This is a genomic window from Pontibaca methylaminivorans (assembly GCF_900156525.1).
In the GTDB taxonomy this organism is placed as follows: domain Bacteria; phylum Pseudomonadota; class Alphaproteobacteria; order Rhodobacterales; family Rhodobacteraceae; genus Pontibaca; species Pontibaca methylaminivorans.
In genome coordinates this window covers 1767113-1789793 of the sequence record NZ_FTPS01000001.1, presented here as the reverse complement: position 1 = coordinate 1789793, position 22681 = coordinate 1767113, and the positions used below count along the sequence as shown (strand labels likewise).

The following is a 22681-nucleotide window of genomic DNA, read 5'->3' as shown; positions in this document are numbered from 1 at the left end:
TGGGTTACCTTTGCATCTTGCGCTGGCGACGCCGCTCGATGGCGGCGGAGAAGCCGGCAGGCATCAGGAGAAGGGCGATGAATGCGGCGCCGAACAGGGCGACATAGCCGATATACTGGTTGAACATGTTGGACAGCAGCGTCTGGGCCGTCGACAGGTAGCCGACACTGGCCAGAAGTCCGCCGAGCGCGTTGGCGCTGCCGCCCAGGACCACGGTGATGAAGGCAACCGCGGTATAGCCCTGCCCGAAGAAGGGAGAGACGGCCGCGGTCATGGCGAACATGCCCCCCGCGATGCCGCCGAGCGCCGAACCGAACGCGAAGGTCGATGTGTAGATGCGCCTCGTGTTGATGCCGAGCGCCGCCGCCATGCGATCGTTCTCCATCGTGGCCTGGGCGCGCTTGCCGAACCCCGTATAGCGGAACAGAAGCCAGATCCCCAGGATCAGGGCGATGGCGACCGCCACCATCACCATGCGGTAGGTGCCGAAGGTGAAACCGCCGATGGTGAAGGAACCGAGCGGGGTCGGCATGTTGAGCGTGGACGGGCCCATCAGCAGCAGCATCCCCTGACTGGCCATCAGGCTGAGCCCCCATGTCACCACGAGCGACGACAGCAACTGGTTGTAGAAATGCCGGACGATCAGGATCTCGATCAGTGCGCCGGCCCCGCCCGCGACAATTCCGGCCATCAGCACCGCAATCGGCACCGGCACCCCGGCGTGAAAGGAATAGGTCGCCACATAGGCGCCGATCATCATCAGTTCGCCATGCGCCATGTTGATGACGCCCATCATGCCGTAGATCAGCACGAGACCCAGCGTTGCCAGTGCCAGGAAAGCGGCGTTGTCGAAATACTGATAACCGTAGCTCGTGATCTGGCCCAGGATATCCATGCGCGTCCTCCGCAAAAAGGGCCTCCCGGCCAATACGGCCGGGAGGGGGAGTTTACTTGTAGAAATCGGCCCAGTCGGCAAAATCCCGCGGCAGATAGGCGCGCGAAGGGTTGTCGGCCGTGAGGTCAATGCCAAGATCGCTGAGGAAAGAGGGCGCCGTGAGCCCGAGATCGGACACGAATTCGAGCGAATGATCATCGGCGACCCGGAACAGCCAACTGTGCATGGCCGCATGGTGTTGCTTGCCGTCAAGCTCCCACGGGCCGCCGGGCGCGTCGGGAATCGAGACTCCCTGTTCCAGTGCGGCGATCACCGCCTCGGTTTCGGTCGTGCCCGCACGTTCCCAGGCGATCGCCATGGCTTTGGTCGCGACATAGCCGAAAGCGGCGTGTTCATTGACATATGCGATATTCGGGCGCGCGGCGCGGATCTTTTCGGCGAAGGCCCGGCTTTCCTCGCTTGGAATATCCTCGATATACCCCGGCGACACATACATGTTCGCCAGCGACGGCGGCGAGAAGCGCAGGTGTTCATAACCGTCGGCGATGGTCACGTTCGACCAGACCGGGGTTTTCAGGCCGGCCGCCGAGGCCTGAGGATAGAACTGGGCATGTTCGGCGCCGACAAGGCAGTGCACCTGGAAATCGGGCGCTATGCCCTTGATCCTGTCGATCGTCGCCTGCCATTGCGAGACCCCGAAGGGGAAATATTCCTCCATCTCGATCTGGCCGCCGTTGAGATTGGCCGCCGCCCGCACCCAGTCTCCGACCGCGCGGCAGAAGTTGTAATCCGCGCCGATGAAGGTCATGCGCGGACCGACGTTCTCGATCATGTATCTGATGGCCGGCATCACCTGCTGCTCGGGCGTGGGCCCGGAGAAGAAGGAATAGTGATCGGCGATGCCGCCCTCACCCTGGTTGTTGTGCCAGTAGATGACCTTGTTGCGGATCACCTCCTGGCGTGCCGCCTCGCGCTCGGCGCCGGTATAGCCGGCCATGACCACATCCGCCTCGTTATCGAAGATGCACCGCTGTGCGAGTTGCTGGTAGCGCGCCACATCGGACTGCCCGTCATACGAGACATGGCGGATCAGCTTCTGTTCGCCGTCCACCATGATGCCGCCGGCATCGTTGATCTCTTTCACGGCAAGCTGATAGCCATAGACCTTCGGCGTCGACATGATCGAGAAGTCGCCCGAAAGATCATCAATCGTACAAAGGACGATCTCGTCACCGGCGGCCTTTGCCCCGGTGACGGTCAGTGAAAGGGAGCCGCCCGCAATAAGTAAAGCCGCCGCTCCGCAAAGCATCGTGCGTTTCATGATTTTCCCTGCTGTCTGTTCTGAGTGGCGCGCCTCTTGAAGGGCTCGCTCATACCGGAATGCTACGCAGCCGGATTGCGTCGCTGAAACTACCTTTTCGGGTATGGTTCCGTATTGATCCGCATAAGTGCCTGACTTTCCACGGGATACGGCATCGTAAGCATTTTTTCCATATTATGCATACATTTGCGCCTGGAAGCGTCAACCGGCATCGACCTACCCGGAATGGTAGATGCCGTGAATCCGCCGGAATGTTTTGATGAACCGAAATCATCGGCGACAGGGACGGATTCAGCGGCCCGGGCGTTAGGGGCCGCAAAGATTCGCGCCGGTGAAAGATCATACAGGACGAAAGGTTGGTCTTATGCATCTGACGTTGCGCGAAGAAGAGCGAATGCAGATCTGGGTTGCGGCAGAGATGTCTCGGCGCCGGCTCGAAAAGGGGTTGAAGCTGAATTATCCCGAGGCGATCGCCCTCATCTCCGACGAAATCCTGGAGCGGGCGCGCGAGGGCTCGATCCCCATGCTGACCGATATGATGGAGTATGGCGCCACCATCCTGCAGCGCGAGCACGTCATGGAAGGCGTGGCCGAGATGATGACCATTCTGCAGGTCGAGGCGCTGTTTCCCGACGGCACCAAGCTCGTGACCATCATGAACCCCATTCGCAACTGAGCGTGAAAGGTATCCATAATGTCCAGGAAATGGGCTCCGCCCCCGCTGCCGGAATCAATTACTCCCGACGAGGCCTTTGACGTCGGTTTCCCGAAAACATGCGGAATGATCGAGTTCGCCGATGGCGAGATAGAGATCAACGCCGGCCGCCCCACGCTGGAGCTGGTGATGATCAATACCGGGGACCGCCCGGTGCAGATCGGGGCGCATTACCATATCGCCGAATGCAACCGCGCCATGGCTTTTGATCGCGCGGCGGCAGTCGGCTACCGGCTGGATATTCCATCTGGATCTGCGGTGCGTTTCGAACCCGGCCAGTCCCGCAAGGTGCAGCTTACCACCTATGTCGGACGTCAGGTTGCCTATGGCATGAACAACATGACCAACGGGTCGGTGCGTTCGGAACAGATCCGCGAAGCAGCAGTGCGGCGCCTGCGCGAGAACGGCTATTGTTTCGAGGGCGAGCGTTACAAGACGCGCCAGCGGCCCGACGAGGCCTTCGGCAAAAAGGCCGAAAGCAAGACGTGACGGCCCGGCAGGCGGCCTCTTTTCCTTCTCTTCTTACAGTGGAACAGTGCCATGAGCATGAAACTCTCGCGCCCGGAATATGCGGTGCAATACGGGCCGACCAAGGGCGACAAGATCCACCTTGCGGATACCGGCCTTGTCGTCGAGATCGAACATGATTTCACCACCTATGGCGATGAAATGGTCTTTGGCGGCGGCAAGACCATTCGCGACGGCATGGGCCAGGCATCGAAATGGAAATCCCGCGACGGAGCGCTGGACCTGGTGGTGACCAATGCCGTGATCATCGACCCGGTCCTCGGCGTCGTGAAGGGCGACATCGGCATCAAGGACGGCAAGATCGTCGGCGTCGGCAAGGCGGGCAACCCCGACACCATGGACATCACGCCGGGGCTGATCGTGGCGCCGGCAACCGACATCCTTTCGGTCGAAGGCATGATCGTCACCCCCGGTTTCCTCGATATCCACCCTCATTTCGACAGCGTTCAGCAGCTTTACGAATACCAGAACGCGGGTTTCACGACGGTGATCGGCGGCGGTTCGGGGCCCAAGACGGTGGGCATCGAATGTCCCGGCGCCTTCAACCTGCATCGTATGCTCGAGGCGATGGCGGACATTCCGCTGAACTTCGGAAATTTCGGGAAGGGCAATGCCTCGACCAAGGGGGCGATCGAGGAACAGATCGTGCTCGGCGGTGCGACCGGGCTCAAGATCCACGAAGACTGGTCCTCGTCGCCCGCCGCGATCGAGGCCTGCATGGAACTGGCCGACGAATACGATTTCCAGGTGCAGATCCATGCCGATACCCTGAACGAGACCGGCTATTACGAAGATACGATGGCCGCGATCAATGGCCGCGTCATGCACATCTATCATGCTGAAGGCGCGGGGGGCGGCAATGCCCCGGATATCATGCGCTGCGTGATGGAGCCCAACTGCCTGCCGTCCTCGACCAATCCGACCAACCCGTTCTCGATCAACACCTATGACGAAGAAATCGACATGCTGATCACATGTCACAACCTGAACAAGGCGGTGCCGACCGACATGGCGTTTATCCAGGGCCGCGCCCGGGCCGAGACGATGCGCGCCGAGGACGTGCTGCATGATCTGGGTGCGATCTCGATGATCGGCTCCGACAGCCAGGGCGTGGGGCGGGCCGCGGAATCGGCACAACGCGCGTTCCAACTGGCGGCCGTCAGCAAGCAGCGGTTCGGCAAACTGCCCGAGGATGCCCCGGGCAACGACAATTTCCGCGTCCGCCGCTATCTTTCGAAAGTGACGATCAATCCGGCGATCACCTTCGGCGTCGACAGCTATGTCGGCTCCATCACGCCCGGGAAGCTGGCCGATCTCGTGTTCTGGCTGCCCAAGTTCTTCATCGCCAAGCCCGAGCTGACCGTGAAGGGCGGCTTCATCACCCATGGCGCCATGGGCGACCCGGCCGGTTCGCTGATGACCGGGCAGCCGTTGAAATACCGCCCGCAATATGGCGCGCTTGGCGCGAACCCGGGCCGCCTCAGCTATTCCTTCGTCACCCAGGCGGCGCTGGATGCCGGACTGCACAACCGTCTGCGCAGCCACCAGACGCTGATGCCGGTCAAGAACACCCGGACCATCTCGAAGCGCGACATGTATCTCAACAATTCGATGCCGGATGTCGAGATCGACCCGGAGACATATAACGTCTACGTCGATGGCCGCCGGGCGACGGTCAAGCCGGCGCGGACACTGCCCCTGACGCAACTCTTCTATTTCCGCTGATCCGATGGATATCGTCACCGCAACCATCGGCCATCGCACGGATCTGGAGGTAGGAGCAGCCATTGATCCGCTGCACCTGACCGCGGACCAGCGGGCCAGCGGTCATCTGGTGGCCGTGAGCGAAGGCGGGCGGCGCGTGCGCATCTCGCTGCCCCGCGGCACCGAGTTACAGGACGGCGACGTCCTTGCCCGTGCCGAAGGTGTGGCAATCGTGGTCCTTGCGGCGGAAGAAGAGCTGTTCCGGCTACGCCCGGGAAAGGATGCCCCGGGAAAAGATGCCCTGTGCTGGGCCGCGGCCTGCTGGCAGCTTGGCAATCTGCACCGCCCGGTGCGTTTCACCGATGACGGCCTTCTGACGCCGCGCGATCCGATGGTGGCCGGCTTTCTGGATTCGATTGGCCAGCCCTATGAACCGGTGGTCTGCCCCTTTGCAGGCTACCGGGTGACGGGCGATCAGGGGTATCGTCACGGTCACGGTCATGGCCATGATCACGTTCATGCCCCCGGTCACAGCCATGACCACACCCATGCCCATGCCGGACATCATGAGCATCACCCCCATGACCACGGGGAGGACGCGACATGATCGGGAAAGCTCTGCCCCCGCCGGCAAACGGGCAGGATCCGATGCTCCTCCTGATGCAGGTGACGAATGCGGCCTTCCCGACCGGATCCTTCACGCAGTCTTACGGATTCGAAAACTGGCTGGACGAACACCGGATCCGCACGGCGACCGAGGCCGCGGAGCGTCTCCGCCTCTGGTTGCGCCATAACCTGGCAAAGGGTGATGCGGTTGCCGTCACCCAGGCCTTCCGCCACACGCTTTATGGCGAGGAACAGCATCTGGTGGCGCTGAACCGCCTGGTCGGCGCGGTAAAATTCACCCGCGAGGGCCGGGAGGCTTCGGAAAAATCCGGGCAGGCCTGGCTGGCGGCCTTTCAGAACATCTTTGATCTCGCCCCGGTCATCCGGCTGCGCGAAAGTCTTTCGGCCGATGGTCAACTTCCCCATCAGGCGGTGGTCTACGGCACCGGCTGCGCGGCGCTCGGCTTTTCCGAAGACCAGGCGGTGGAAACCTATCTCTGGACATCGTTTTCCAACCTCGCGGCGGTCATCGCCCGTTTGCTGCCGATCGGCCAGGTGGAATTGCAGCGCATGATCGCCGACGCCCTCCCGCAGGTGCGCGAGTGCACCGAAATCGCACGCACCACGCCGCCGGAGCGGATGAGCGCAAGTTATTCCGCTCTCGACGCCGCGGCCATGCGCCACGAGGTGCAGACGACCCGTCTTTGCATATCCTGACTTTCAACGAGGCCAAAATGCGGAAACCTGTCAGAATTGGAATTTGCGGCCCGGTCGGTTCCGGAAAATCGCACCTTTTGGTCCAGCTTATCCGTCACTTGGGAAAAACCCACTCCATTGCCGTCATCACCAATGATATCTACACGAAAGAAGATGCGGAATTCATCACCCGCAGCGGTGTGATCGACGCCGACCGGATTACTGCTGTCGAAACCGGTGGCTGCCCCCATACCGCCATCCGCGATGACGTTTCGATGAATCTGGTTGCTGTCGATGAGCTGACCCGGCGCTTTCCGGATCTCGATATCATCCTCATAGAAAGCGGTGGCGATAACCTGACTGTTACCTTCAGCCCCGAACTTGCCGATAGCTTCATTTTCGTCATAGATGTTGGTCAGGGAGAAAAGATTCCCAGAAAGGGCGGTCCGGGCATTTCTCGGTCTCCGCTGCTTCTGATCAACAAGGTCGATATAGCCCGATACGTCGATGCCGATATCGAAGTGATGCAGCGCGACGCAAAAAAGCTCCGCGGCACGCTCCCGATTGTGCTTGGCAACATGAAAAGCGGCGCGGGTGTGGATGACATAGTATCCTGGATCAAAAGGGATGTCATGATGGAGGAAACCGCATAATGGCCTTTGACCGTATCCTGCCCGATCCGAAATGGGAAATCGGCAAACACGCCCTGATGAACCTTCATGTCAGCCTGGACGACGGATGCTCCAGGATGCAGCCACTGTCCTGGCGCATTCCCTATCAGTGGCAAGGGGCGCATTATCAGGACAATGACGACCAGCCGTTCCTTCTGTTGATCAACTCCGGCGGCGGATTCGTCGAAGGAGACAGCGCCAATTTCCACGCCACGCTCGATCCCGAAACGCGGGCACTGATCACGACAACGGCCGCAAGCAAATACTACAAATGCCTGAAAGGACTTCCCTCCCGTGAAAATGTGAATATCCGGGTCGGGAGCGGTGCGCTTCTTGAATACATGCCCGACGAGGCAATTCCATTTGCCTCATCGAATGTCGAGCGGAACACGCTGATCAGCCTGTCCCATGATTCAAGGTTTTTCGGCAGCGACATGATCTCGGCCGGCCGCATTCATTATGGCTCCGAAGGAGAGGCTTTTGAATTTGACAGGCTTGCCTCCGAATTCCGCGTTGATGTGGACGGCGAAACGGTCGTTCTCGATCGGCTGTTCGCGGAAACGCCCGAAGAAACTTCGGACCTGCGTGCGCTCTGGGACGGCGCCAATCACATGATGAGCATCGTGGCCTGGGGCGACTTCGATGGCGACTGCGAGGATCGGGTCCGCGAGCGCCTGAACGCCTTGCAACTGGTCGCCTGCGGGGTCAGCCGCCCGCGAGACAAGCTTCTGACCTGCCGGATCATGGCAACCGAAACCTGGCAATGCCACGAGGCGCTTTTCCAGACCTGGCAAGAACTGCGCCCCCTGCTCGCCGGAAAAGCGGCGCGCCCGATCCGGAAATGCTGAAGCAGAACTTTCAGATCAACCCCAAATGAAGCGCAATGGCAATTGCATGGGAGCGGTTGGATGCGTCCAGCTTTCTGATTGCATTCTTGATATGCAATCGAACCGTATCAACGGATCGGTCTATGATTACCGCGATCTCGGCAGATGTCTTTCCCTGCGACGCCCATTTCAGGCATTCCTGCTCACGCGCGGTCAGAAAGGACGGAACGCTGGTCGGTATCTGGGTCTCCAGTTTCCGGTCATGTATTGCTTTCGTAAAGCTGTGCATAAGGCCAAGCAGCGTGTTATTCGTCTGCTGACTGATGGCGGCCCCGCGACCAGCCTTGCTCCCCCTGCAGGTAATCGCACTCATGACGGCGAATTTCCCATGCGGGAGATGCACGGGAACGGTCACCCCGTTTCTCAGGCCGAAATCCGCAAGATAACCAATAGCCGACTTCTGGTCAGTGGTGATATTCCGGGATCTTCGAACGCTGCGCCAGTCGAAAGGAAGCGTCGTTTCAAAGCAGGCCCGGTAAAAGGGGTCAACCTTCATGAATTTTTCCCAGCCACGCTCAAAGCTCGCGGGAAAGTTCCTCAAGTTTAGCCGAAGGGGAAGCCAATCCCCGTTCGGCAGACGAGGAGCCACTGGAATATAACCATAAAGGACGCTGTCGAATCCCATATCCTTTGTGGCATCTGAAAGGACGTCCAACGCTTCGTCAAAGGTCTGAACGTTCGTCATCCGCTGGGCTAGCGTCGACAATAACGGGTCACTCTCATTTACCTGCATGCATGACCTCTCTGACGTCGCCTCTCAGTGTCCTTTCCGCCAGGAAACAGGAGCCGGGCCAGACCGGCAAAACCGGTCGAAACCCCGCATATACCGCAAACATGTTGCGGCAGACGCCCATCAATAACTGTCCGGTAACCTTATGTGTCGAGGGCGATTCGCGCAACGAAGATCTGTCGGCGGCCGATGAACTTTCCAAGATCAACACTGCCTTCGCGCCGCGAATTCCGGTCGGATAAACACCTGTCCGCCTAGAGGATTCAAGGGAAGTTACCCTATGATATCCGCTCTTGCCTCTTCAAATTACCATAAATCAGGGGTCAGAACCTGTCGCGTTACAGCTTCTGACTTTGCCCGCTCTTGCAGATCGCAAGCGGGCCTGCCCCAGCGGAAAGAGGCCCACAATGCACCACACGTTCCGAACCCGGGGCGGGCGCTGTGATGGATGATTGCCGACTCGCGTCGCCCCGATGAAACTGGACTTAACCCATTGACCTTCATAAGCTGCAGCAACGCAAACCTCTCATCATCCGCCCCGGGCCTTCTTCTGGCCGGAAATATCCTCGGGGGTCCGGGGGCGGAAAGCCCCCGGCTCCGGGTTGTCCAGTCATTCACCAGGGATGCCGCCATGCCGCTCCGCCCCGTTCCTCCCGGCGCCAGCATCGCCGACCCGCGCGAGGGCGCGCGCCTGTTTGCGCCTTCTGCGGCCCGGAACGCCGGTCCGATCCTTGACGTTCTGCGCCGGGTTGCACCGACAGACGGGACCGCGCTCGAAATCGCGAGCGGCACCGGCCAGCACGTCGCCGCCTTTGCCCGCGCCCTGCCCGGCCTGCGCTGGCAGCCGAGCGATATCGCGCCCGAACGCCGCGCAAGCATCGACGCGCTCGTGGCCGATGCGGGGCTTGGCAATGTCGCGCCGGCGCTCGAACTCGACGCCGTGGTCGCGGGCTGGGGTGACATTCATGCCGGTCAGGCGCTGATCCTCGTGGTCAACCTCCTGCACCTCGTGTCAGGGCCCGAAGCCGAAATTCTGCTGGCCGAAACCGCCTGCGCCCTGCAGCCGGGCGGACGGATGGTGATCTACGGGCCGTTCCTGCGCGATGGGGAATTCGCAAACGAAACCGACCGCCGCTTTCACGCTGACCTCACCGCGCGGGATCCCGACATCGGTTACAAGGATGCGGCACAGGTCCGGCGCAGCGCCGCGGCGGCCGGGCTCGTCGCACTCGAAACGGTCGCGATGCCGGCCGACAACCTCCTGCTCGTCTTCGGTCGCCCCGGCTGCGGCCATAGTGAGCGCGCCATCCTGCCGGAGTCCCGAATGATTCGTCTTTTCCTCAGCATCGCCTGTTGCCTCTTGATCGCTGCCTGCGCGCGCGGGCCGGGCGGGGGCGGCGAACATGTGACCGGGCAGTTGTCCGATCGCGTTCCGGCGGACTGGAGCGGCCGCGCACCGCATAATTACACGGTTCACGGCATCGACGTGGCCCGGTTCCAGGATCAGGTGGACTGGCACGCCGCCAGCCGCGCCGGCGTGAATTTCGCCTTCGTCAAGGCGACCGAGGGCAGCGACCGGGTCGATCCGCGCTTTGGCGAACACTGGAGCGGGGCCAGGCGCGCCGGCGTCCATCGCGGCGCCTATCATTTCTATTACTTCTGCAAGCCGGCCGAGGTTCAGGCGCAGTGGTTCATCCGCAACGTATCGCGGGAACGTGGCATGCTGCCGCCCGTTCTGGACATGGAATGGAACCCCTATTCGCCCACCTGCCGTTACCGTCCGCCCGCCGAAACCGTGCGCGCCGAAGCGAAAATCTTTCTCGACATGCTGGAGCGCCACTACGGGCAGCGCCCGATTCTCTATACCACGCCCGATTTCTATCACCGCAACGACATGGGGCGGCTGCGCGGGGTGGAGTTCTGGCTGCGATCGACCGCCAATCACCCGGACGAGCGCTATCCGGGGCAGTCCTGGGCCTTCTGGCAATACAGCGGCACCGGCATCGTTCCCGGCATCAGCGGCGATGTCGATCTGAACACCTTCGCCGGGTCGCGGGCCGACTGGGAGAACTGGCTCGCCCGGCGCCGGCACTGACGGTCCGGCGCGGCGCGCATCACCTGCGGACCGCCCCGGATCCTTTCACGGGGATCAGCCGTCGCGGCGGATCCGCTCGTTTCCGGGGTCATAGGGGCTTTCCGCCACGACCTCGGCCGGCCAGAACCGGTTCAGCATCTTGACCTGCAGCCGCGTGCCCGGCGCGGCAAGGTCCGGGCGCACATAGCCCATGCCGATGCTCTTGCCGAAAGCAACCGAATAGCCCCCGGACGTGAGCCGCCCGACACGGTCGTCGCCCGCACAGATCACCTCGCGCCCCCAGGGGTCCGCATCATCCGGCCCGTCGATCAGCAGGCTCACGGCGATCATGCGAATACCGGTCTCGTTCATTGCCGCCTTGCCGTGGAAGTCCTTGGACTGATCGACGAACCGCACGAGATCGGCCTCGAGCGGAGTGACATCGCGGGCAAGTTCGGTGCCGAAGGCGCGATAGCTCTTTTCCTGCCGCAGCCAGTTCTGCGCGCGCCCGCCGACCAGCCGCAGACCCGGTGCCTCGCCGGCCTCCATGAGCCTGTCCCAGAGATGGTTCTGCATCTCGATCGGGTGGTGCAGCTCCCAGCCGAGTTCGCCCGTATAGGCGACGCGGATCGCCCGCACCGGGCACATGCCCAGTTCGATATTGCGGGCTGAAAGCCAGGGAAACCGCTTGTTGGAAAGGGCGCTGTCAGGATCCGCGTCGCGCAGGAGCGGGCGCAGAAGATCGCGTGATTTCGGCCCGGCGATGGCAAAGACGCCCCATTGGGTGGTGACGTCCTGCACCTCGATATAGCCGAACTCGCCCGCCTTGTCCTGCGCCGCCTTGCGCAGGAAATCGCCGTCATATTCCGCCCAGCCGCCCGCCGAGATCAGGTAATATTCGTTCTCGGCCAGCCGCACCATGGTGTATTCGGTGCGCACCGTCCCGGCCGAGGTCAGCGCATAGGTGAGCGTGATGCGCCCGGTCTTCGGCAGCCGGTTGCAGGTGAACCAGTCAAGGAACTGCGTTGCGCCCGGCCCCTTCACCACATGTTTGGCAAAGGCGGTGGCGTCGATCAGCCCGACGCCGTCGCGGATCGCGCGGGCCTCATCGACCGCATATTGCCACCAGCCGCCGCGGCGGAACGAACGCGAATCGAAATCGCTGAATCCTTCCGGTGCGTAATAGTTGGGCCGCTCCCAGCCGTTCGCCTGCCCGAACTGCGCGCCGCGCGCCTTCTGGCGGTCGTAGGCGGGCGAGGTGCGCAGCGGGCGGCAGGCCGGGCGCTCTTCATCCGGGAAATGCGGCAGATAGACGTGTTCATAGGATTCTTCATTCTTGCGCGCGGCATATTCGGTGGTCATCCACGGGCCGTAGCGCCGGGGATCGACGCTCGCCATGTCGATCTCGGCCTCGCCCTCGACCATCATCTGCGCCAGGTAATGGCCCGCACCGCCCGCCGCGGTGATGCCGAAGCTGAACCCCTCGGCCAGCCACATGTTGCGCAGCCCCGGCGCCGGGCCGAGCAGCGGGTTGCCATCCGGCGTGTAACAGATCGGGCCGTTGAAATCGTCCTTGAGCCCGACATGTTCCGACGACGGAATGCGGTGGATCATCGACATGTATTCCTCTTCGATCCGCTCGAGGTCGAGCGGGAAGAGATCGGCGCGGAACCCTTCGGGCACGTCGTATTCGAACCGCGCCGGCGCGCCGCGCTCGTAGGGGCCGAGGATCCAGCCGCCGCGCTCCTCGCGCACGTACCATTTGGCATCGGGGTCGCGCAGCACCGGGTGCTGGGGGTTGTCCTTGCGCCATTCGACCAGCGCCGGATCGGGTTCGGTCACGACATACTGGTGCTCGACCGGGATCGCGGGCATCTTGATGCCGAGCATCCGCGCCGTGCGCTGGGCGTGGTTGCCGCTTGCCGTCACCACGTGTTCGGCCGTGATCACCACCTGTTCGTCCGACGGCACGAGGTTGCCGCCCTTCTCGACCATCTTCGTGAGCGTCACCTCCCAGGCGTCGCCGGTCCAGCGGAGGGCATCGGCCTGCCACTTGCGTTCGATCACCACCCCGCGCTGGCGTGCGCCCTTGGCCATGGCCATGGTGACGTCGGCCGGATTGATATAACCATCGGTCGGGTGAAAGATCGCGCCTTTCAGGTCATCGGTGCGCACCAGCGGCCAGCGGTCCTTGATGTCCCCGGGCGACAGCCACTCGTAGGGCACGCCGCAGGTTTCGGCCGTGCTCGCATAAAGCATGTATTCGTCCATGCGCGTATCGCTCTGCGCCATGCGCAGGTTGCCGACCACGAAGAACCCGGCGTCGAGCCCGGTCTCGGCCTCGAGCGTCTTGTAGAAATCGACCGAATACTTGTGAATCCAGGTCGAGGCATAGGACATGTTGAACAGCGGCAGCAGCCCCGCCGCGTGCCAGGTGCTGCCGCTGGTGAGTTCGTCCCGCTCGATCAGCATCACGTCGTCCCAGCCCGCCCGGGCCAGATGATAGGCAATCGAGGTGCCGACCGCACCGCCTCCGATAACCAGGGCCTTGACTTCGGTTTTCATCGGCGTCCTCCACGCTCGGGATGTTCCCTTTACTTATGCCAAGCGCAGCCCGCGGGGGCCAAGTCCTTCCGACCGAAAAGCGGATAAAACCGACAGGCGGGCGGGGCGGGCCCGGCCGCGCTCAGCCTTCAGCCGGATCCCGCGAGAGCGGATAGGTGGCCAGTTCCTCGTGGCGTGCGCCGTCGCGGCCGAGGATCGAATGGAACAGCGTGAAATCCTCGACCCGGAACCCGGGCAGGGGCGCAGCGATGTGGTTTTCAAGGTAAAGCTGCAACTGCCGCGCCCGCAGCGGCGACAACTGCCCCGGCAGCCGCGCGAGCGTCACATGCGGGCGGAACCGCTCGCGCGGGAGCGTCAGGTCGACCCGCCGGGCGGCGCGCCTCACCTCGCGATGGAGCGACAGGAGCGGTTCGGATTCCTCCACTTCGGCAAACAGCGCCCGCGGCTTCGGCCCGCCGAAGATACCGAGGCCGCAGAGGGACAGTTCGAACGGCTCGGCGCGGATCAGCGACAACTGCTCATGCAGGTCGCGCAGCAGCGATTCGGGCTGGTCGTCGAGAAAGGCCAGCGTGAGATGCAGGTTTTCCTCCGGCACCGGCCGCCCGAAGGGGAGCGCCTCGCGCAGGTCGGCAAGCTGCTGCCGCACCGGCGCTGGAAGCGATATGGCGATGAATGCACGCATGGGGGCCTCGCAACATGGAATGAAATCAGACGGCCGGATCAGGGCGCGGCCGCATCGGCCCGGTCGGGAACGGCAAGCCCCTCGGCAAAGGCGGCAATGCTGGCGATCACGCGCTTTCCGGTCTCGATCCGCCCCTCGAGCGTCGCCGCGCCCATGTTCGGCAGCAGCACCACGTTGTCGAGCGCCCGCAGGCGCGGGTTGAATCCCGTGTCGGCGTCGCGGATGTCGAGCCCCGCGCCGGCAAGCCGCCCCGCGCGCAGCATCCGCGTCAGCGCCACCTCGTCCACCACCTCGCCAAGGGCGGTGCTGACAATCACCGCTCCGGGTTTCATCAGAGCAAGACGGCGCGCGTTCATCAGGCGGAACGTGCCGGGCGTCGCCGGGCAGTTGACCGACATCACATCGACCCGCGCCGCCATCTGGTCGAGGCTCGGCCAGCAGGTCGCGCCGAGTTCCTCGGCGATCGCATCCGGGACCGGGTTGCGGTTGTGGTAATGAATGTCCATGCCGAAGGCACGGGCACGCCGCGCAAGCGCCTGCCCGACCCGCCCCATCCCGAGAATCCCGAGACAGCGCCCCTCGAGACGCCGGCCAAGCGGCCCGGCCGGGCTCCACCCGGCCCACTCATTGGTGCGGATCAGGGCGCGCCCTTCGGGAAAGCGCCGGGTCAGGGCCAGGATCAGCGTCATCGCCATATCGGCGATATCCCCGGTCGCGATGTCCGGCGCATGGGTGACGAGAATTCCCCGCCGGCGCGCCCCGGACAGGTCGATGTGATCGACCCGCGCGCCGAAATTCGCGATCAGCCGCAGCCGCGTACCGGCCTCCGCCAGGAAGGGCGCGTCGATCCGCTCGGCCATGGTCGGCACCAGCACATCCGCCTGCCGGACAGCGGCGATCATCTCGTCGCGCGACATGGGCCGGTCGTCCTCGCGCGTCACCAGGTCGCACAGCGCCGCCATGGCGGTTTCGACCGGCTCCGGCAAGCGTCGCGGCAGCACAACAGTCAGGCGTTCTCTTGACAATCAGCCTCTCCCGTCGCTTTTCAATCGAGGTGGCGCCATGGCATCGTGGCGCAGGAGCGGGCATGGCACAAGAACCGCGCGCATGATTTCCGGCGGAAATTCAAGGCGCAGCCCGGAAATGAGGCAGGACGGGAGAACCGCAGTGACATTCCGATTCTCATGGCATCTGGCCGTCGTCGCGCTGCTGCTGGCGCTGGCCTTGCCCGCGCCGACCCGCGCCCAGGCGGCCGAAAAACGCGGTCAGGCGACGAATCTGCCGCTGCCGCGTTATGTCTCGCTCAAGGTGGCCGAGGGCAACGCGCGCCGCGGTCCGACGCTCAGCCATCGCATCGACTGGGTGTTCAAGCGCCGCGACATGCCGCTGCAGATCACCGCCGAACACGGGCACTGGCGCCGCGTGCAGGACCGAGACGGCGCCGGCGGCTGGATGCATTATGCACTGCTGTCGGGCACGCGAACGGTACTGGTCGAGCAGGAAACGCTCCAGATCCGCAGCCAGCCCGACGAATCCTCATCGGTTGTCGCCGTGTTCGAGCAAAGCGTGATCGCCCGGCTGGGCGAATGCAATCCCGGCTGGTGCCGCATTTCCTCGGGCGGTTATCGCGGCTGGGCGCCGAAAAAGGCGCTCTGGGGCGTCGCCCCGGATGAGCTGCGCGACTAGGGCGCCACTCATGCATCGCGGGCTGGCAGTCCGGCCCCGCTTCGCTAGAGTCGTCAGCAGGCTTCGGAAAAAAGGAGGCACCCTTGCAAGCGCTCGCCTATCGCCGCTACGGAAACGCGGCCGACGTCCTGCGGATCGAGGACATCCCCTGCCCCGCGCCGCAAGCCGGCGAAGTCACGGTCGACCTTGCATTTTCCGGGGTGAATCCCTCGGACGTGAAGGCGCGCGCGGGGGCCCGTGCGGGGGCCGCGGAAATGCCCTTTCCGCTGATCGTTCCGCACAGCGACGGTGCGGGGGTGATCTCGGCCATCGGTGAGGGGGTCGCGGGTGAGCGGCTCGGCCAGCGGGTCTGGATCTGGAACGGCCAGTGGCGGCGCGCGCTCGGCACGGCAGCGGCGCAGATTACCCTGCCCGCCGCGCAGGCGGTGCCCCTGCCCGACAACTTGCCGCTTGAAACCGGGGCGGTGCTCGGCATTCCGGGGCTGACGGCCGCCCACGCGGTGTTCGGGGGCGGCGATGTTTCGGGCAGGACGGTGCTGGTCCAGGGCGGTGCGGGCACGGTCGGCCACCTTGCGATGCAGCTTGCCCGCCGGGGCGGGGCACGCACCATCGCCACCGCGCGGGGCCGCGGGCTCGACCAGGTCCGCGGCGCCGGGGCAGATGCCGCGCTCGATTTCGAATCCCCCGATCTGGCGCAGGAGATCCTTGCCGCGAACGGGGGCCACCCCGTTGATCGCATCATCGAGGTCGAATTCGGCCGCAACATCGCGACCGATACGGAGGTGATCGCGGAAAACGGCACGATCTGCGCCTATGGTTCGGCGCTCGCCCCGGAACCGGGGCTGCCCTTCTATCCGCTGCTGTTCAAGGCGGTCACGGTCGAGTTGATGCTGGTCTATCTGCTTCCCGACGCGGCCCGCGCGGCCGCGATCCGGCGTCTGCACGATGCGCTCCGGCATGGAGCGCTCGACTGTCCGGTGGCGGCGGTATTCGACCTTGCCGACGGGGCGCGGGCCCATGACGCGGTGGCCGCCGGCGCGCGCGAGGGTGCGATCCTGCTACGCACCGCCTGACCGGGCGCGCTCAGGCCATGCCAAGCGCTTCCTTGTACATTTCAAGGATCGCCTCTTCCTCGGCGATGTCGTCCTTGTCGCGCTTGCGCAGGGCGATGATCTTGCGCAGCACCTTGGTGTCATAGCCGCGCCCCTTGGCCTCGGCCATGACCTCTTTCTGCTGGTCGGCGATATCCTTTTTCTCGGCTTCGAGCGACTCGATCCGCTCGACGAACTGGCGCAGTTCCTCGGCGGTGACGCTGTAACTCGTGTCGGTGTTGATATCGCTCACTTGCCTGTCTCCCGTATCGGTCTCGTTCCGGCCCTGTTGTCCTGCCGCGACCGGCCGGCAGGGCGTCACCGGGCCATTACCGCCCGCCCCCGCGCTCTGCAAGCGATCATGCCTCTTGATCCGCGCGGGGCTTGCGCCTATGCCGAAGCTGCTCTGGTGCGGCGGGAAACCCGCCGTCAATAGGGAATGTGGTGCGGCGGGAAACCGCCAATTCCACGACTGCCCCCGCAACTGTAGGCGGCGAGCGGAAACAGAATGACACCACTGGCCCGGACCGGGCTGGGAAGGACTGTTTGCCGCAACGACCCGCAAGTCAGGAGACCTGCCAGAGCGATCACCTTCATGTGGCGCGAGGGGCGTCGCATGGGCGGCGCCGGTTCCGCGATGGTGATGCGCACCGTCCTGGAAGGCCCGGCGTGGCTCTCCCAGACATGACCACCGACAAGGCCGGGAGGGCCTGACATGAAACGACTTCTCGCAACCGCATCCGCGCTCGTGCTGGGCACAGGAGCGGCCACGGCGCAGCAATATCTGGAACTGGGCACGATCGTGGTATCGGCCAACCAGACAGAGACCGAAGCGGACCGTGTGGGCGCAACCGTCGATGTGCTGGATGAATACGATCTGGGCAGAAGCACAGGCCCCGAACTGGTCGATACGCTGACGCGGCTTCCCGGCATCACAGCCAGCGCGAATGGCGGCGTCGGCACGGCCACGACACTCAGAATCCGGGGGCTCGGTAGCGGCTATGTCAGCACCCGCATCAACGGCATCGACGTGACCGATCCGACCGAGATCAAACAATCCTACAACTGGGGCGGACTGACCGCCGCGGGGCTGAGCCGCGTCGAGGTTCTGAAAGGATCGCAATCCGCGCTTTATGGATCATCGGCCATCGCGGGCGTGGTGAACATATTTACATGGCGACCGACAAGCGAGGGCATCAGCTACCGCTTTTCGGGGGAGGCGGGCAGCTACGGCACCGCAAGCGTTTCCGGCAGCGTCGGGTATCTTTCGGATCGTGCGGAACTTGCCCTGACCATGACGCGCCTGCATACGGACGGATTCTCGGCTGCCGACGAAAACGACGGCAATACCGAGCGCGACGGATTCGACGGAAAGACCATCTATTTCTCGGGAAGCTATGCCTTGACCGATCAGGTCCGGGTCGGCTTCGACATGATATATGAAGAGCACGAAGCCGATATAGATGGCTATTCGATGTTTCCGCCCTATGGCTTGATAGATACGCCGGACAAGAATTTCACCGACAGAAAGGGTGGACGGATATTTGCGACTTTCGACGGCGATAACGTATCGCATGAACTCGAAGCGTCGTATTTCAAGACAACACGCTATGATCCGAACGGTTACACCCAGCGGTTTGAGGGTATGCGGAAAGGTGCGCGCTATACGGGCACGGTCCGCCCGTCCTTCGGCACGCTCGTTTTCGGCGCCGAGTACGCCGAGGAAAAGGCGCGGCTGGACAGCGACAAATCGCGCAGCGATACGGCCTCGGTCTTTGGCGAGGCGCAATTCGGCCTGTCGGACAACCTTGACCTGACCACTTCCCTGCGTGTTGACCGCCATTCCGAATTTGGCACCGAACCAACCGGGCGGATCGCGCTTGCGTGGCGGCCTGATCAGGCATGGACCATCAGGTCCGCGATTGCCACGGGCTTTCGCGCGCCATCGCTCTATGAGCTTTTTGACCCGACCTATGGCAATGATACTCTGAAACCCGAGAAAAGCCGCAGTTTCGAACTCGGCGCCGAGCGCGAGTTTTCCAATGGCGGTTTGATTGCGGCAACGCTGTTCTACACCAGGATCAACGATCTCATCGACTGGGACAGCGGACGTTACATACAGGTGCCCGGAACCACCACGACGCGCGGGATCGAGTTTTCCAGCGAATTTCCGCTCGGGGAGCGCGTGACCTTTCTCGGCAACTACACCTATACCCGCGCCAGGACCGCGGCGGGCGACCAGTTGAGCCGCGTCCCCGAACATGACCTGCTGCTCGGGCTGCGTGCCAGCCTGACCAACCGGCTCGACGGACAGGTCTTTGTCAACCATGTCGCCGACCGCGTGGATACCGGCCCCATGCCCGATTACACGGTGGTGAACGCGGGGCTGTCCTTTGACCTCACGCCAGCCTCGCAGATCTACCTGCGCGTCGATAACCTGACCGACCGGCAGTATCAGACGGCGCGGGGCTATGGCACCTCCGACCGGGCATTCTATGCGGGTATCCGTGCGGATTTCTGAGGCTCTCTGCGCTGTCGCCGTGGTGGTCCTTTCCGCCACGGCGACGCTCGCCGGCACGCCGCAAAAGGCACCGGAGCGGGTGGTGTCCGCCAATCTCTGCACCGACCAGCTTGCGCTGCTGCTGGCCGCGCCAGGGCAGCTTGTCTCGGTCTCGCGGCTCTCGCGCGATCCGCAAAGCTCGCTCATGGTCGAGGCGGCCCGGGCGCTGCCGGTCAACGACACCCGCGCCGAGTCGATCTTTCTTTTCGCCCCCGACCTCGTGCTGACCGGAACCTATGCGGACCCGGCCACGGTGCAGATGCTGCGCAGCCTCGGCATCCGGGTCGAACAGTTCAAGCCGGCCGATTCGCTTGCCGAGGTGCGCGACAACATCAGCCGCATGGGCGACCTTCTCGGACGCGAAGAGGCCGCGGCGGGGATGCTCGCGCGGTTCGATGCGGGTATGGCCGCGGCCTCCGGCGCGCCCGAAAGGCGCCCCCGCGCCGCGCTTTACTACGCGAACGGCTATACCACCGGCGGCAAGACCCTTGCCGGGGACATCCTGCGCAAGGCCGGCTTCGCCAACGTGGCCGACGAGGCCGGCATCCCGGATGGCGGCAACCTGCCGCTCGAACGGCTGGTCATGCTGGCCCCGGACGTGATCCTGCGCGGGCACGAATACCCGGGCTATTCCCGCGCGAACGAAGTGCTGAAACACCCCGCGCTGCGCGCCCTGCCGGACAGCCTGCTGGCCGGGCACATGGATGACAGGCACTGGATCTGCGGCACCCCGGCGGTGATCGAGGCGCTGCAGGACATGCGCGCGCTGCGCCAGCGGATCGAGGCCGGACAATGACCCGTGTCGCCCTGGTGATGGCCGCGATCTGTGCCGTGCTGTTTGCGGGGTCGCTTCTGGCCGGACCGCTGCCGGTCACGCCGCTGCGCGCGCTCGGGGCGCTTTTGGGCGCCGAGGACACGCCGCTTGCGGTGGTGATGCAGGAAATCCGCCTGCCGCGCGCCCTGCTCGGGCTCATGGTCGGCGGCTCGCTCGGGCTTTCGGGCGCAGCGCTGCAGGGATATCTGCGCAACCCGCTGGCCGAACCCGGGCTGATCGGCGTCACCGGCGCGGCGGCGCTCGGTGCGGTGCTGGCGCTGCAGAGCGGGTTCGCCACCCTTTTCGCGCTGGCGTTGCCGCTTTCGGCGCTCGGGGCGGCGGTGATCGCGGTGCTCGTGATCCTGCTGCTGGCCGGGCCGCGCGGCGGGTCGATCACGCTGATCCTTGCCGGCATCGCCATTTCGGCGCTGGCCGGGGCGCTCACGTCGCTCGTGCTCAATCTGTCGCCCAACCCGTTCGCCACCGCCGATATCGTGTTCTGGATGATGGGGTCGCTCGCGGACCGCTCGTTCACCCATGTCTGGCTCGCGCTGCCGTTCATGGCGGCGGGCTGGGTGCTGCTGCTCGGGCTCGGGCGCGGGCTCGATGCGCTGACGCTGGGCGAGGATGCGGCGCAGGCGATGGGGATGCGGCTCGACCGGCTGCGCCTTGCGCTGATCCTCGGCGTCGCGGCCAGCGTCGGCGCGGCGACCGCGGTCGCCGGGGCGATCGGCTTTGTCGGGCTGGTCGCGCCGCATCTGCTGCGCCCGTTCGTCGGCGGGCGGCCCTCCGCGCTGCTCTGGGCGTCAATGCTCGGCGGGGCGGGGATGGTGCTGGCGGCGGACATCGCCGTGCGCGTGTTCCTGCCCGAGCGCGATCTCAAGCTCGGGGTGCTGATGGCACTGGTCGGCGCGCCGCTGTTCCTGCATCTGATCTACAAGACCCGCAAGGAACTGCCATGAGCCTGCTCACCCTCTCCGGCCTCAGTGTTTTCCGCGGCACCCGCGCGGTGGTCGATGACGTAAGCGCGAGCGTGGGGCGCGGCGAATGCATCGGCCTCGTCGGCCCGAACGGGTCCGGCAAGACCACCCTCCTGCGTGCGGCGCTCGGGCTGATCGGGGCACAGGGCATGTCCTCGCTCGCCCTGCTTGGCGCGGCGGAGCGCGCACGCCGGGTCGCATGGATGCCGCAGGCGCGCGAAATCGCCTGGCCGGTCAGCGTCGAGACGGTGATCGCGCTCGGCCGCCTGCCGCATCTGCCGCGCGGCGCACGGCTGCGCGATGCCGACCGGGCGGCGGTGGAGCGCGCCATCACGCATATGGGGCTCGAGGCGATGCGCGGCCGCACGGCGACCCGGCTTTCAGGGGGCGAACAGGCGCGGGTGCTGATCGCGCGCGCGCTCGCGCAGGAGACGCCGCTCGTGCTTGCGGATGAACCGATCGCCGGGCTCGACCCCGCGCATCAGATCGCCACCATGGAGCTGTTTGCCGATCTCGCCTGGGGCGGGCGCTCGATCATCGTCTCGCTGCATGATCTCGGGCTGGCGGCGCGCCACTGCACGCGGCTGCTGATGCTGGATCGCGGCCGCCTGGTCGCCGACGGCCCCCCGAACGAGGTGCTGACCGCCGAAAACGTGGCGCAGGTCTTCGGCATCACGGCGTTCTATCGCGAGACGCCGCAGGGCGTCGTGTTCCAGCCGATGGAGCTGACCGGATGAACGTCACGCTCAAGGCGCCCTGGCTCATGTTCGACCTGGGCGCACCGCACCGCATCATCAGCTGGGCGGTGGCGAACCCCGGGCTCACGGATGCCAGTCGGATCCTCTGGCGCGAGGTCCGCAATGCCGACCTGCCCGAAGGCTTCGATGCTGACGCCTGGCTCGCACGCGAACTGGCGGTACGCGGCGAAAGCGACGCGGTAGCGATGCTGACATCGCGCAGCCTTGCCGCCTACCGGACCGCGAGCGTCACGGTGGACGGGATTCGCGCCGATTGCGTGGTCACCGCCGGGCTTTCCAACGCCGAGCGCATCGGCACGCGGCTCCCGCCGGCGGATGCGGAAAGCGGCGCGGGATGGGGCACGATCAACATCGGGCTGCGCCTGTCCTGCGGGCTGAATGATGCGGCGCTGATCGAGGCCGTCTCGATCAGTGCCGAGGCCCGCACCGCCGCCATCATGGAAACCGGGCCCATGCTCGCGACCGGGCAGGCCACCGGCACCGGCACCGACTGTATCGCCATCGCCGCCCCGGCGGGCACCGGCCGGCATGTGGGGCTGCATACGGCCGCCGGCGAAGCGCTCGGGCGGGCGACGCATGATGCCGTGCGGGCCGCCACGCTGGCCTGGATGGAGGCGGCAGGCAGGCATCAGCAAATGCCCTGAGGCGGGCCTGTCCCGGCAAGCGGCTTGCATGGTGCCCTGCCCTGCGCTAGGCGCGCGCCATGCGGATGCTGCGC

At 64.5% G+C, this 22681-nt stretch carries 22 protein-coding genes, 1 pseudogene and 1 riboswitch; of the genes and pseudogenes, 16 read left to right on the top strand and 7 right to left on the bottom strand.

All coding sequences use genetic code 11. The features are described 5' to 3' along the window. Positions 1–4: 4 nt before the first annotated feature. Positions 5–895: an ABC transporter permease subunit gene (locus tag B0B01_RS08740; RefSeq protein ID WP_076649511.1), complete on the bottom strand. Its 891-nt coding sequence runs from the start codon at positions 893–895 to the stop codon at positions 5–7. A 52-nt stretch (positions 896–947) separates the two neighbouring features. Then, complete coding sequence (locus B0B01_RS08735; protein ID WP_076649510.1) at positions 948–2216, bottom strand: urea ABC transporter substrate-binding protein; 1269 nt, start codon at positions 2214–2216, stop codon at positions 948–950. A 364-nt stretch (positions 2217–2580) separates the two neighbouring features. Between B0B01_RS08735 and B0B01_RS13425 the strand changes: the two genes are divergently transcribed. The 7 genes from B0B01_RS13425 to B0B01_RS08700 all read left to right on the top strand — a co-directional run bounded on the left by B0B01_RS13425 (position 2581) and on the right by B0B01_RS08700 (position 7984). After that, a complete protein-coding gene (locus B0B01_RS13425) occupies positions 2581–2892 on the top strand; it encodes an urease subunit gamma (protein WP_076649509.1) in 312 nt (103 codons plus the stop codon). Positions 2893–2997: 105 nt separating this feature from the next. Next, positions 2998–3420, top strand: a complete 423-nt coding sequence (gene ureB / locus B0B01_RS13420) for an urease subunit beta (protein WP_076649508.1) — start codon at positions 2998–3000, stop codon at positions 3418–3420. A 51-nt stretch (positions 3421–3471) separates the two neighbouring features. Beyond that, on the top strand, positions 3472–5184 hold the full coding sequence (gene ureC, locus B0B01_RS08720; protein ID WP_076649507.1) for an urease subunit alpha: 1713 nt from the start codon (positions 3472–3474) through the stop codon (positions 5182–5184). A gap of 4 nt (positions 5185–5188) precedes the next feature. Continuing rightward, the gene (locus B0B01_RS08715; protein ID WP_076649506.1) at positions 5189–5770 is read left to right on the top strand and encodes an urease accessory protein UreE; all 582 of its coding nucleotides are present in this window, start codon (positions 5189–5191) and stop codon (positions 5768–5770) included. Beyond that, positions 5767–6486 (top strand): urease accessory protein UreF, encoded by a 720-nt coding sequence (locus B0B01_RS08710; RefSeq protein WP_076649505.1) that lies wholly within the window; start codon positions 5767–5769, stop codon positions 6484–6486. The genes B0B01_RS08715 and B0B01_RS08710 overlap by 4 nt, the downstream gene beginning before the upstream one ends. A 17-nt stretch (positions 6487–6503) precedes the next feature. Beyond that, positions 6504–7118: an urease accessory protein UreG gene (gene ureG / locus B0B01_RS08705; protein WP_076650134.1), complete on the top strand. Its 615-nt coding sequence runs from the start codon at positions 6504–6506 to the stop codon at positions 7116–7118. Then, positions 7118–7984, top strand: coding sequence for an urease accessory protein UreD (locus B0B01_RS08700; RefSeq protein ID WP_076649504.1), 867 nt, complete (start codon positions 7118–7120; stop codon positions 7982–7984). Before ureG ends, B0B01_RS08700 begins: the two co-directional genes overlap by 1 nt. A gap of 10 nt (positions 7985–7994) precedes the next feature. On the opposite strand, the gene B0B01_RS08695 is transcribed toward B0B01_RS08700, so the two are convergent. Then, positions 7995–8756 (bottom strand): helix-turn-helix transcriptional regulator, encoded by a 762-nt coding sequence (locus B0B01_RS08695; RefSeq protein ID WP_076649503.1) that lies wholly within the window; start codon positions 8754–8756, stop codon positions 7995–7997. Between the two features lie 445 nt (positions 8757–9201). Between B0B01_RS08695 and B0B01_RS13275 the strand changes: the two are divergent. Continuing rightward, positions 9202–10017, top strand: a pseudogene (locus B0B01_RS13275) (DUF938 domain-containing protein); the annotation flags it as partial. A gap of 60 nt (positions 10018–10077) precedes the next feature. Then, positions 10078–10848 (top strand): glycoside hydrolase family 25 protein, encoded by a 771-nt coding sequence (locus B0B01_RS13270; RefSeq protein ID WP_076650133.1) that lies wholly within the window; start codon positions 10078–10080, stop codon positions 10846–10848. A 54-nt stretch (positions 10849–10902) separates the two neighbouring features. On the opposite strand, the gene B0B01_RS08680 is transcribed toward B0B01_RS13270, so the two are convergent. The 3 genes from B0B01_RS08680 to B0B01_RS08670 all read right to left on the bottom strand — a co-directional run bounded on the left by B0B01_RS08680 (position 10903) and on the right by B0B01_RS08670 (position 15099). Continuing rightward, a complete protein-coding gene (locus B0B01_RS08680) occupies positions 10903–13392 on the bottom strand; it encodes a GcvT family protein (RefSeq protein ID WP_076649502.1) in 2490 nt (829 codons plus the stop codon). A gap of 121 nt (positions 13393–13513) precedes the next feature. Then, positions 13514–14074: an RNA 2',3'-cyclic phosphodiesterase gene (thpR, locus tag B0B01_RS08675; RefSeq protein ID WP_076649501.1), complete on the bottom strand. Its 561-nt coding sequence runs from the start codon at positions 14072–14074 to the stop codon at positions 13514–13516. A 38-nt stretch (positions 14075–14112) separates the two neighbouring features. Then, the gene (locus tag B0B01_RS08670) at positions 14113–15099 is read right to left on the bottom strand and encodes a 2-hydroxyacid dehydrogenase (RefSeq protein ID WP_076649500.1); all 987 of its coding nucleotides are present in this window, start codon (positions 15097–15099) and stop codon (positions 14113–14115) included. Between the two features lie 118 nt (positions 15100–15217). On the opposite strand from B0B01_RS08670, the gene B0B01_RS08665 reads away from it, so the two are divergent. Both B0B01_RS08665 and B0B01_RS08660 read left to right on the top strand, forming a co-directional pair. Continuing rightward, positions 15218–15760 (top strand): SH3 domain-containing protein, encoded by a 543-nt coding sequence (locus B0B01_RS08665; protein ID WP_076649499.1) that lies wholly within the window; start codon positions 15218–15220, stop codon positions 15758–15760. Positions 15761–15843: 83 nt separating this feature from the next. Beyond that, positions 15844–16833 (top strand): NADPH:quinone reductase, encoded by a 990-nt coding sequence (locus B0B01_RS08660; protein ID WP_076649498.1) that lies wholly within the window; start codon positions 15844–15846, stop codon positions 16831–16833. A gap of 10 nt (positions 16834–16843) precedes the next feature. Here the strand turns inward: B0B01_RS08660 and B0B01_RS08655 are convergent, their stop codons facing one another. Then, the gene (locus tag B0B01_RS08655; protein WP_076649497.1) at positions 16844–17104 is read right to left on the bottom strand and encodes a DUF2312 domain-containing protein; all 261 of its coding nucleotides are present in this window, start codon (positions 17102–17104) and stop codon (positions 16844–16846) included. Positions 17105–17241: 137 nt separating this feature from the next. Continuing rightward, positions 17242–17448, top strand: a riboswitch (cobalamin riboswitch). 118 nt (positions 17449–17566) lie between these two features. Here B0B01_RS08655 and B0B01_RS08650 point away from each other — a divergent pair. From B0B01_RS08650 to B0B01_RS08630, 5 genes are read left to right on the top strand one after another with little or no spacing between them, the layout of a single operon-like run. After that, the gene (locus tag B0B01_RS08650) at positions 17567–19372 is read left to right on the top strand and encodes a TonB-dependent receptor plug domain-containing protein (protein ID WP_076649496.1); all 1806 of its coding nucleotides are present in this window, start codon (positions 17567–17569) and stop codon (positions 19370–19372) included. Continuing rightward, complete coding sequence (locus tag B0B01_RS08645) at positions 19359–20207, top strand: ABC transporter substrate-binding protein (protein WP_234967734.1); 849 nt, start codon at positions 19359–19361, stop codon at positions 20205–20207. The genes B0B01_RS08650 and B0B01_RS08645 overlap by 14 nt, the downstream gene beginning before the upstream one ends. Beyond that, positions 20204–21187, top strand: a complete 984-nt coding sequence (locus B0B01_RS08640) for a FecCD family ABC transporter permease (protein ID WP_076649494.1) — start codon at positions 20204–20206, stop codon at positions 21185–21187. Before B0B01_RS08645 ends, B0B01_RS08640 begins: the two co-directional genes overlap by 4 nt. Beyond that, positions 21184–21942: an ABC transporter ATP-binding protein gene (locus B0B01_RS08635; RefSeq protein WP_076649493.1), complete on the top strand. Its 759-nt coding sequence runs from the start codon at positions 21184–21186 to the stop codon at positions 21940–21942. The genes B0B01_RS08640 and B0B01_RS08635 overlap by 4 nt, the downstream gene beginning before the upstream one ends. Next, positions 21939–22607, top strand: a complete 669-nt coding sequence (locus B0B01_RS08630) for an adenosylcobinamide amidohydrolase (protein ID WP_076649492.1) — start codon at positions 21939–21941, stop codon at positions 22605–22607. The genes B0B01_RS08635 and B0B01_RS08630 overlap by 4 nt, the downstream gene beginning before the upstream one ends. The last annotated feature ends 74 nt before the right edge of the window (positions 22608–22681 follow it).

Excerpts from the sequence above, each read along its gene's own strand:
- B0B01_RS08740 (WP_076649511.1), bottom strand. The coding sequence starts at position 895 with ATGGATATCCTGGGCCAGATCACGAGCTACGGTTATCAGTATTTCGAC.
- B0B01_RS08735 (WP_076649510.1), bottom strand. The coding sequence starts at position 2,216 with ATGAAACGCACGATGCTTTGCGGAGCGGCGGCTTTACTTATTGCGGGC.
- B0B01_RS13425 (WP_076649509.1), top strand. The coding sequence starts at position 2,581 with ATGCATCTGACGTTGCGCGAAGAAGAGCGAATGCAGATCTGGGTTGCG.
- ureB (WP_076649508.1), top strand. The coding sequence starts at position 2,998 with ATGATCGAGTTCGCCGATGGCGAGATAGAGATCAACGCCGGCCGCCCC.
- ureC (WP_076649507.1), top strand. The coding sequence starts at position 3,472 with ATGAGCATGAAACTCTCGCGCCCGGAATATGCGGTGCAATACGGGCCG.
- B0B01_RS08715 (WP_076649506.1), top strand. The coding sequence starts at position 5,189 with ATGGATATCGTCACCGCAACCATCGGCCATCGCACGGATCTGGAGGTA.
- B0B01_RS08710 (WP_076649505.1), top strand. The coding sequence starts at position 5,767 with ATGATCGGGAAAGCTCTGCCCCCGCCGGCAAACGGGCAGGATCCGATG.
- ureG (WP_076650134.1), top strand. The coding sequence starts at position 6,504 with ATGCGGAAACCTGTCAGAATTGGAATTTGCGGCCCGGTCGGTTCCGGA.
- B0B01_RS08700 (WP_076649504.1), top strand. The coding sequence starts at position 7,118 with ATGGCCTTTGACCGTATCCTGCCCGATCCGAAATGGGAAATCGGCAAA.
- B0B01_RS08695 (WP_076649503.1), bottom strand. The coding sequence starts at position 8,756 with ATGCAGGTAAATGAGAGTGACCCGTTATTGTCGACGCTAGCCCAGCGG.
- B0B01_RS13270 (WP_076650133.1), top strand. The coding sequence starts at position 10,078 with ATGATTCGTCTTTTCCTCAGCATCGCCTGTTGCCTCTTGATCGCTGCC.
- B0B01_RS08680 (WP_076649502.1), bottom strand. The coding sequence starts at position 13,392 with ATGAAAACCGAAGTCAAGGCCCTGGTTATCGGAGGCGGTGCGGTCGGC.
- thpR (WP_076649501.1), bottom strand. The coding sequence starts at position 14,074 with ATGCGTGCATTCATCGCCATATCGCTTCCAGCGCCGGTGCGGCAGCAG.
- B0B01_RS08665 (WP_076649499.1), top strand. The coding sequence starts at position 15,218 with ATGAGGCAGGACGGGAGAACCGCAGTGACATTCCGATTCTCATGGCAT.
- B0B01_RS08650 (WP_076649496.1), top strand. The coding sequence starts at position 17,567 with ATGAAACGACTTCTCGCAACCGCATCCGCGCTCGTGCTGGGCACAGGA.
- B0B01_RS08640 (WP_076649494.1), top strand. The coding sequence starts at position 20,204 with ATGACCCGTGTCGCCCTGGTGATGGCCGCGATCTGTGCCGTGCTGTTT.
- B0B01_RS08635 (WP_076649493.1), top strand. The coding sequence starts at position 21,184 with ATGAGCCTGCTCACCCTCTCCGGCCTCAGTGTTTTCCGCGGCACCCGC.
- B0B01_RS08630 (WP_076649492.1), top strand. The coding sequence starts at position 21,939 with ATGAACGTCACGCTCAAGGCGCCCTGGCTCATGTTCGACCTGGGCGCA.